Here is a 6007-nt window from a genome sequence, read left to right as displayed (position 1 = left end):
CTCCCAAACCCCCGCCACCCCAGCAGCGGGCATTGATCGTCGTGACACCGGGAGGAACGATGAAGTCCACGACCCCGCCGGAATAGTTGAAGCGCCGAATGTGGGTGTAGGGAGCGATGGGTGCGCTGGTGGCCTGTGCGATGGCCGCACGGGGCTCGATGACGATGGCGGTTTCGGTCGTGGCCAGAAGAGTTGCCTCGGTCATGGCGTACCGTCCTTTCATTACAGGTCGACAGAGTTGGTCGTGGTTCGCCCGTGCTCCGCGGCACCGTGACGGACGTGCGGTTCGGTCTTCCGGGCCGCAGCGTCGCTCCCAGGGCCGCGGCCCATCTCACTGGCATCGACGACCGTGCCGAGTGCGCGCCTGCGGAAGCCGTTCGGTATGCGCGTCCTTGCCAGCGATTCAACGGCGTCGCACCACAGGTCGAGGTCGAGGGCCGCGCTCAGTTCGATGGAGCGGGCCTTGGCCCGGCGGGAGGCCCGGGCCCAGTTGTCGGGGTCTTGCAAGGACGTCAGGGCGTGGACCCACGCGTTGAGGTCGTCGCGGTAGGCGAAGATGCCGGCTTCGCCCAGGGACTCGACGAGCCCGGGGGTGGGGTGGGCGATCACCGGGATGCCCGAGGCGAACGCCTCCACCGCCACCCGCCCCCAGGACTCGTACAGGCTCGGCATGAGCATCACGCGCGCCCGGCTGTAGACGTGCTCGCGCATCCGCTGTCCGGGCACCGAGTCGAGAACTTCACAGTTGGGCAGCCGCGGCGGCGGCATGATCTGCTGCCCGTAGGCGCCGCGGACGCCGAGGAACTTCCAGCCCGGGGTCCAGGCGGCGATCTGCCAGAACAGTTCGCCGCCCTTGTCGGAGTTGAGATTGACGAGGGTCGCGCAGTCGCCGGGCTGGGTGCGGTATTCCTCCGCGATCACCGGCGGCCGGACGACGATGCTGTTCCTGGGCAGGAATTCCCGTGGGTAACGGGCGTAGAAGATCTCGCCGTCCCGTCTGATCCACTCGCTGTTGTACACCACCAGATCAGCGCCCGCCGCGTTGTGGAAACTCGTGGCGAAGTTGTCGTGGCAGATCACGGCCAGAGGGATGAGACGGTCACGCGCGAGCCCCGCCACCAGAGGCACGTTCTCGAAGTGGGACAACAGCACATCCGCCTTCTGGGCATGGGCGGCGAAGTCCATGCCTTCCTGGAAAGGGACGACCCGCACCCCGTCGATCTCGTAAGCCTTCTCGGTCCTTTGGGGGTGCGACAGCCAGACCGCCACCTGGTGACCGCGCTCGGCCAGCGGACGGAGCATCGAGTGCAGCATCCACTCGGAGCCGGCGTTGTGATCCGGCGGATACCCGTACACCCGGGCCACGATGGACAAACGCCGCCCTATAGGTCCCGCGGCCAGCTTGTACGGGCGCAACGCCACCGTCTCCACCTGTAAGAACCCTCCCCAATGGGGCGATACGTCGAGAGGTCCTGCCATGGCTTCTCCCGTACCGCTGTGACTGAGCAGCTGTCGCACCTTCCGGTCGAGCCCCACCGACACGAACACACGGCGCGAGGAGTGCGGCTTGCTGGACACCGGAAAGGAGCGCGGGCCCGGTCAGGGCGCAGGGGTGTAGGTCAACGGGGCGTTGGGGCAACCGCTGGCGAGTTCGGTGAGCTTGCGCTTCTCCGCCAGGTCGACGCTCAGGCCGTAGCGCAGCTTGGCAGTGACCCAATCCGCGGTGTAGTGGCAGTGCACCGCTTGGTCCGGCATCCACTCCACCGGGTCCCGGTCGCTCTTCTGCCGGTTCGAACGCTTGGTGACCGCCACCAGGTGGCCCGGATCGGAGAGGTCGTTCGCGTAGGCCACACGGCGCACCTTCGGCCAGGCCGAGGCGCCCGAATCCCACGCCTCAGCCAGCGGCACCATGTGGTCAACATCAAGATCACGGGCGCTGGTGACGTACTGGTCGTCATACCAGGAGTACCAGCGGCCGGTGCCGGGGACCAGGCTGCACCGGCCGGTCACCTCCGGCGCCTGCAGCGCTTCGTCCAGCAGGACCTCCGCGCGGGTATTGCAGCCGTCGCGGTCAGCATCGATCCAGGTGCCGAAGCTCTCCTCGCGGTCGTAACCGGTGCGGTCCTCGGCGGCGACGGGCAGCGACGCCACGGCCTCGCGCAGCGGCACCGTGACAGCCGCTGCCCTCGCAGGGGCCGCAGCGCTCGTTCCGGCGAAGGGCAAGACACCGACTGCGGCCGAAGCAGCCACGGCAATCACGACACGGCAAGGGCGCACAGAGGACCTCCAGGAGAACGTATGGGCCGACGGGCTGACGTTGCCGGTGACCTGCCCAGTCCTCATCGAAGTGCAGTTGAAAACCGGTGGACTGGACAATGCGGTCCCGGTCAGCGGCAGGCGCCGAAGTGGGTGAGTCTGCGGTGCCGGGATCACCGAGAGGGGCATCGATGAGTTTTCCTGCGGCGCCGCACCGCGCCGCCCACCACCAGAAGCTGCGCCTCCTCCCCCTGCTGAAGCAGCTCGGGCCGGGTGTAGCGATGCTGCCAGAAGACAGGTGGTGCTACCGATGGTGCCGCGAGCGCGCTCCGAGACGCGGTGCCCAGCGTAGCGCTGGTGGCTCCAGACCTCCTTGGCCAGACGGGCCAGGCCAGGACGACTTACTGTCCCTCACGTGCCTCTGACCACCGCATTTCGCTAAAGTGTGCTCTTGCCAGCAGGTTCACATGAGTCTTCGGAACCGCGAGTGCAGATAACCCGGGTATCACAGGTGCCATGCTGAATGATCCAGTGCGGGAACTGGCTCCGGCTGTATCCCGGGGCGTCATCCTCGGGCGCGACGGTCAGCTCCTCCAGCTCCGCCCGAGCCTCCTCAGCAGTCGGGGGTTCCGGAAGCTCCAACGCCGATACAGGGGCGCTCGCGGCGGAAGAAGTACCCGCCAAGGCTCAACTCGGGGCAGCGGAGCCTACGAGACCGGCGGTCATCAGCACAGTGGCCGCAGCGGCGGCCCAGCGACGCATCATCATGACCATCACGGTGAGGCATCAGCACCAGGCTGAACACGAAGCTGACGGCGATTCACCCTTAAGCGGGTGTGATCGAGCACGTTTCCAGGCGCCCTCGAGCGCGCACGGGTAGTGCCAGATCCAGCAGCCCGCACGTCACTACGCCGTTCACCAGCAACAATCAACTCGTCCCACAACAGATGTCACACAATGCGACTCAGCGTGCACTCCTATAAGTCCACCGGCGCTGCATCCGGGCACCGCCGAACGAGAGTTGTAAGGAGCCGTATGGAGATCGCGGTCGCGGCAGCCGTGGGAACGGCCTGCCTTGCGGGAGTGCGTCTGCTGCGTGTGTGGATCGGCAGCCGTGACCGGGTACGCCTGGCCCGGGTGCGCCAGCAGGGCATCAGCGAACGCGTGCGGGCACTCCCGCCGGGCTGCACCCTGACCGAGCGCCACCACGGCGAGGACGTTCGAGTCCAGGTGGGGACGCCGCGCGGAGGAGCCCGTGGATAAGGGACGTCACGGCAGCCCCACTCTCCCGGTGTTCCTCCCCGGCCAGCGCCGGCCCTCGGTGCCCGCGGCCGACGACGAAGTGATCCGCGAGGACTTCGCCCGCTACTACCAGCAGCACATGCCCGCCTTGATCCGGTTCGTCATGCGGTACGGAGCCGACCCGTACGAGGCTGCGGATGCCGCGCAGGCCGCGTTCATCGAAGCCTTCCGGGCCTGGCATCTGATCCACTCCCCCGCCGCCTGGCTGCGTAAGGTCGCCTTCCGCCAGTACCTGCGCCAGGCCCCAATCCCCCAGGAAGAGCTAACCGGCGACGTACCCGACCGCCCGGCCTTCTCCTGCCCCCTGGACAAAGTCGTCCTGCAGGAAGAAGAAAAACGCGTCTACACCGCCCTGGCCCAGCTGCCCATGAAACAACGCCAGGTGATGGCCTGGCATCTCGACGGCTTCCCCACCAGCGAGATAGCCACCGAACTGGGCATCCAACCCCACGCGGTCCGGCAAAACCTCGCCCGTGCCCGCGCCCAGCTCAAAGACCTGCTAGGCCTGACCAGCGGAGGTGCGCAATGAACCACTCCGACGCAGCACTCGACGCCCTCCTCGCCCGCGCAGACGCCGGCGTACTCCAGGCCGTCACCGACAACCTCGATGCCGACCGCGGCAGCTCCCTGGTGCACTGGCACGCGGTCCCGACCGAAGACGTACCGCTGCCCAGCCCTCCCGACCCCTACGCGGCCTACCAGAACATCCACATCCACGGCGCGATCACCGCCGCCCCCGTGCCCGAGCAGGCACCTGGCTTCCTCACCGGCCACCCGGAGCCTGTCGCCGACCGTACCCTGGCCCAGCTTGTCGCCGACGCCTACCGCAACACCGAACTGCTGGACGACATCCTGACCCTGAACAGCACAACCGGCGAGACCTACCTGCTGCGGGGCCAGCTCGAGGCACGGATCACCTATCTCCACGGCCGCCTCGTCAAAGACGGTCCGGGAAACGGAAAGGGCATGAACGGAAGCGGCGCCACCCACCTCACACTCGCTGTGTGGGGCAGCGCCTGCCGCATCCGACGGAGGCTGGAACAAGGCGAGGACTACGCCCTGGCACCGGGCGCCAGGATGCGGGCCGTCGCGTTGTGCACCGGCGTCATCACCGCCATGGAAACCATCCGAGCCAGCCTCTTCACCCTGTTCGGCATCGAGGTGACCGCGGCCATGACCTGACCCGGACGGCACCTGAGTAGCAACGGCCGAGCAGCGACCTCGCATCGCAATTCGGTAACAGGGGCCTTTTCGTCTTTCTCCGCCCGTAGTGTGATCAGCCTCGCCGGGACCAATAGGGGGGGTGCCCGGCACGAGTCAATGGGGGGCTCATGCTCCATGCCCGTACTGTCGCCTGCGCTGCCGCCGTCGCCGCGGCCGCCGGCATCGCCCTGCTGCCGGCCCAGGCGCAGGCCGCTGGCTCGGTGCACATCTACAAGATCTACTACGACTCGCCCGGCTCTGACACCCGCTCCAACGCGAGCCTGAACGGCGAGTACGTGCAGATCAAGAACAGCACCTCACGCGGCGTCAGCCTCAAGGGCTGGACCGTCTCGGACGCCAGCAACCACCGCTACACCTTCGGTACCTACACACTCGGTGCCGGTAAGACCGTGACGGTGCGGACCGGCAGCGGATCCGACACCACCTACACGAAGTACCAGGACCGCCGCGCCTACGTGTGGAACAACGTCTCCGACACGGCAACCCTGCGGAAGGCGAGCGGCACCAAGGTCGACGCCTGCTCGTACAACAGCAGCCGGTACGACTACAAAATGTGCTAGGCCTTACAGCGATACGGTGCCCCACCCGCACGGGTGGGGCACCGCTCTGTTTCTGGGTGGTCTGTCTTAGGAAGTGATGGGCGGGGCTCCTTGGTCGTTGCGGTTGTGGCGGTAGCGTTCGATGGAGCGGTGCCAGCGGGTCTCGAGTCCGGCTAGGAGGCGGGCGTCGATGCTGGCGGCGACGTGGGAATAGACATCGTCGTTCTTGTCTTCCATGGTGTGGCCGAGGCGGCGTGCTTGGGCGACGTCGGGGACGTCGTCTTCGATCAGCCAGGTTTTGTGGGAGTGCCGCAGGCCGTGGAACGTCAGCCCTTGTTTGACCGGCGTCCATGTTTCGCTGTTGTGGCGTCCGCCGCCTGCGGCTGGGGCCCATAGGCGGCGTTGGAAGCCGGAGCGGCGGAGGTGTTTGCCGTGCAGGGTGGTGAAGACGAAGGGGCGGGTGGAGGCGGCCAGATCGGTGGCGAGGAGTTGGGTGAGGAAGGGTGGGAGGGTCACGGTGCGCACGCTGGCGTAGGTTTTGGGGTGGCCGAGGGTGAGGCGGCCGTTGACTTCGTGGAGGGCTCCGGCGTCGGCGGTGATGTGGATGTGGCCGTTTGTGATGTCGAGGTTGTCGCGGTGGAGGGCGGCGAGTTCTCCCCAGCGCATGCCGGTGTAGGCGGCGGTGA

8 protein-coding genes are annotated in these 6007 nt (G+C 67.2%); 4 read left to right on the top strand and 4 right to left on the bottom strand.

Annotated elements, in window-relative coordinates; all coding sequences use genetic code 11:
* The 3 genes from CCN51_RS34950 to CCN51_RS34940 all read right to left on the bottom strand — a co-directional run.
* A partial coding sequence (locus tag CCN51_RS34950; RefSeq protein WP_211303277.1) for a hypothetical protein occupies positions 1-205 on the bottom strand: 205 nt, incomplete at its 3' end.
* A gap of 17 nt (positions 206-222) precedes the next feature.
* Entirely contained in the window at positions 223-1422 is a 1200-nt protein-coding gene (locus CCN51_RS34945; protein WP_342749404.1) for a glycosyltransferase family 4 protein, read from the bottom strand.
* 177 nt (positions 1423-1599) lie between these two features.
* Positions 1600-2169 carry an HNH endonuclease family protein gene (locus CCN51_RS34940; RefSeq protein WP_014181141.1) on the bottom strand — a complete coding sequence of 190 codons (570 nt, stop codon included), beginning with the start codon at positions 2167-2169 and terminating at the stop codon, positions 1600-1602.
* Between the two features lie 1122 nt (positions 2170-3291).
* On the opposite strand from CCN51_RS34940, the gene CCN51_RS34930 reads away from it, so the two are divergent.
* The 4 genes from CCN51_RS34930 to CCN51_RS34915 all read left to right on the top strand — a co-directional run bounded on the left by CCN51_RS34930 (position 3292) and on the right by CCN51_RS34915 (position 5342).
* Entirely contained in the window at positions 3292-3519 is a 228-nt protein-coding gene (locus CCN51_RS34930; RefSeq protein WP_014181140.1) for a hypothetical protein, read from the top strand.
* Positions 3512-4087, top strand: a complete 576-nt coding sequence (locus CCN51_RS34925) for a sigma-70 family RNA polymerase sigma factor (RefSeq protein WP_193383758.1) — start codon at positions 3512-3514, stop codon at positions 4085-4087. Before CCN51_RS34930 ends, CCN51_RS34925 begins: the two co-directional genes overlap by 8 nt.
* On the top strand, positions 4084-4740 hold the full coding sequence (locus CCN51_RS34920; protein ID WP_014181138.1) for a hypothetical protein: 657 nt from the start codon (positions 4084-4086) through the stop codon (positions 4738-4740). The genes CCN51_RS34925 and CCN51_RS34920 overlap by 4 nt, the downstream gene beginning before the upstream one ends.
* 149 nt (positions 4741-4889) lie before the next feature.
* Positions 4890-5342, top strand: coding sequence for a lamin tail domain-containing protein (locus tag CCN51_RS34915; protein WP_014181137.1), 453 nt, complete (start codon positions 4890-4892; stop codon positions 5340-5342).
* A gap of 66 nt (positions 5343-5408) precedes the next feature.
* Here CCN51_RS34915 and CCN51_RS34910 read toward each other — a convergent pair.
* Positions 5409-6007 (bottom strand): site-specific integrase (locus CCN51_RS34910; RefSeq protein ID WP_143675982.1); only part of this gene is annotated, 599 nt, incomplete at its 5' end.

The organism is Streptomyces milbemycinicus (assembly GCF_002154605.1).
GTDB lineage: Bacteria > Actinomycetota > Actinomycetes > Streptomycetales > Streptomycetaceae > Streptomyces > Streptomyces milbemycinicus.
The sequence above is the reverse complement of the archived record's forward strand: the minus strand, read 5'-3'. Positions and strand labels throughout refer to the sequence as shown.

Bases quoted from the DNA above. Each gene is read 5' to 3' on its own strand.
- CCN51_RS34930 (WP_014181140.1), top strand. From the start codon at position 3,292: ATGGAGATCGCGGTCGCGGCAGCCGTGGGAACGGCCTGCCTTGCGGGA.
- CCN51_RS34920 (WP_014181138.1), top strand. From the start codon at position 4,084: ATGAACCACTCCGACGCAGCACTCGACGCCCTCCTCGCCCGCGCAGAC.
- CCN51_RS34915 (WP_014181137.1), top strand. From the start codon at position 4,890: ATGCTCCATGCCCGTACTGTCGCCTGCGCTGCCGCCGTCGCCGCGGCC.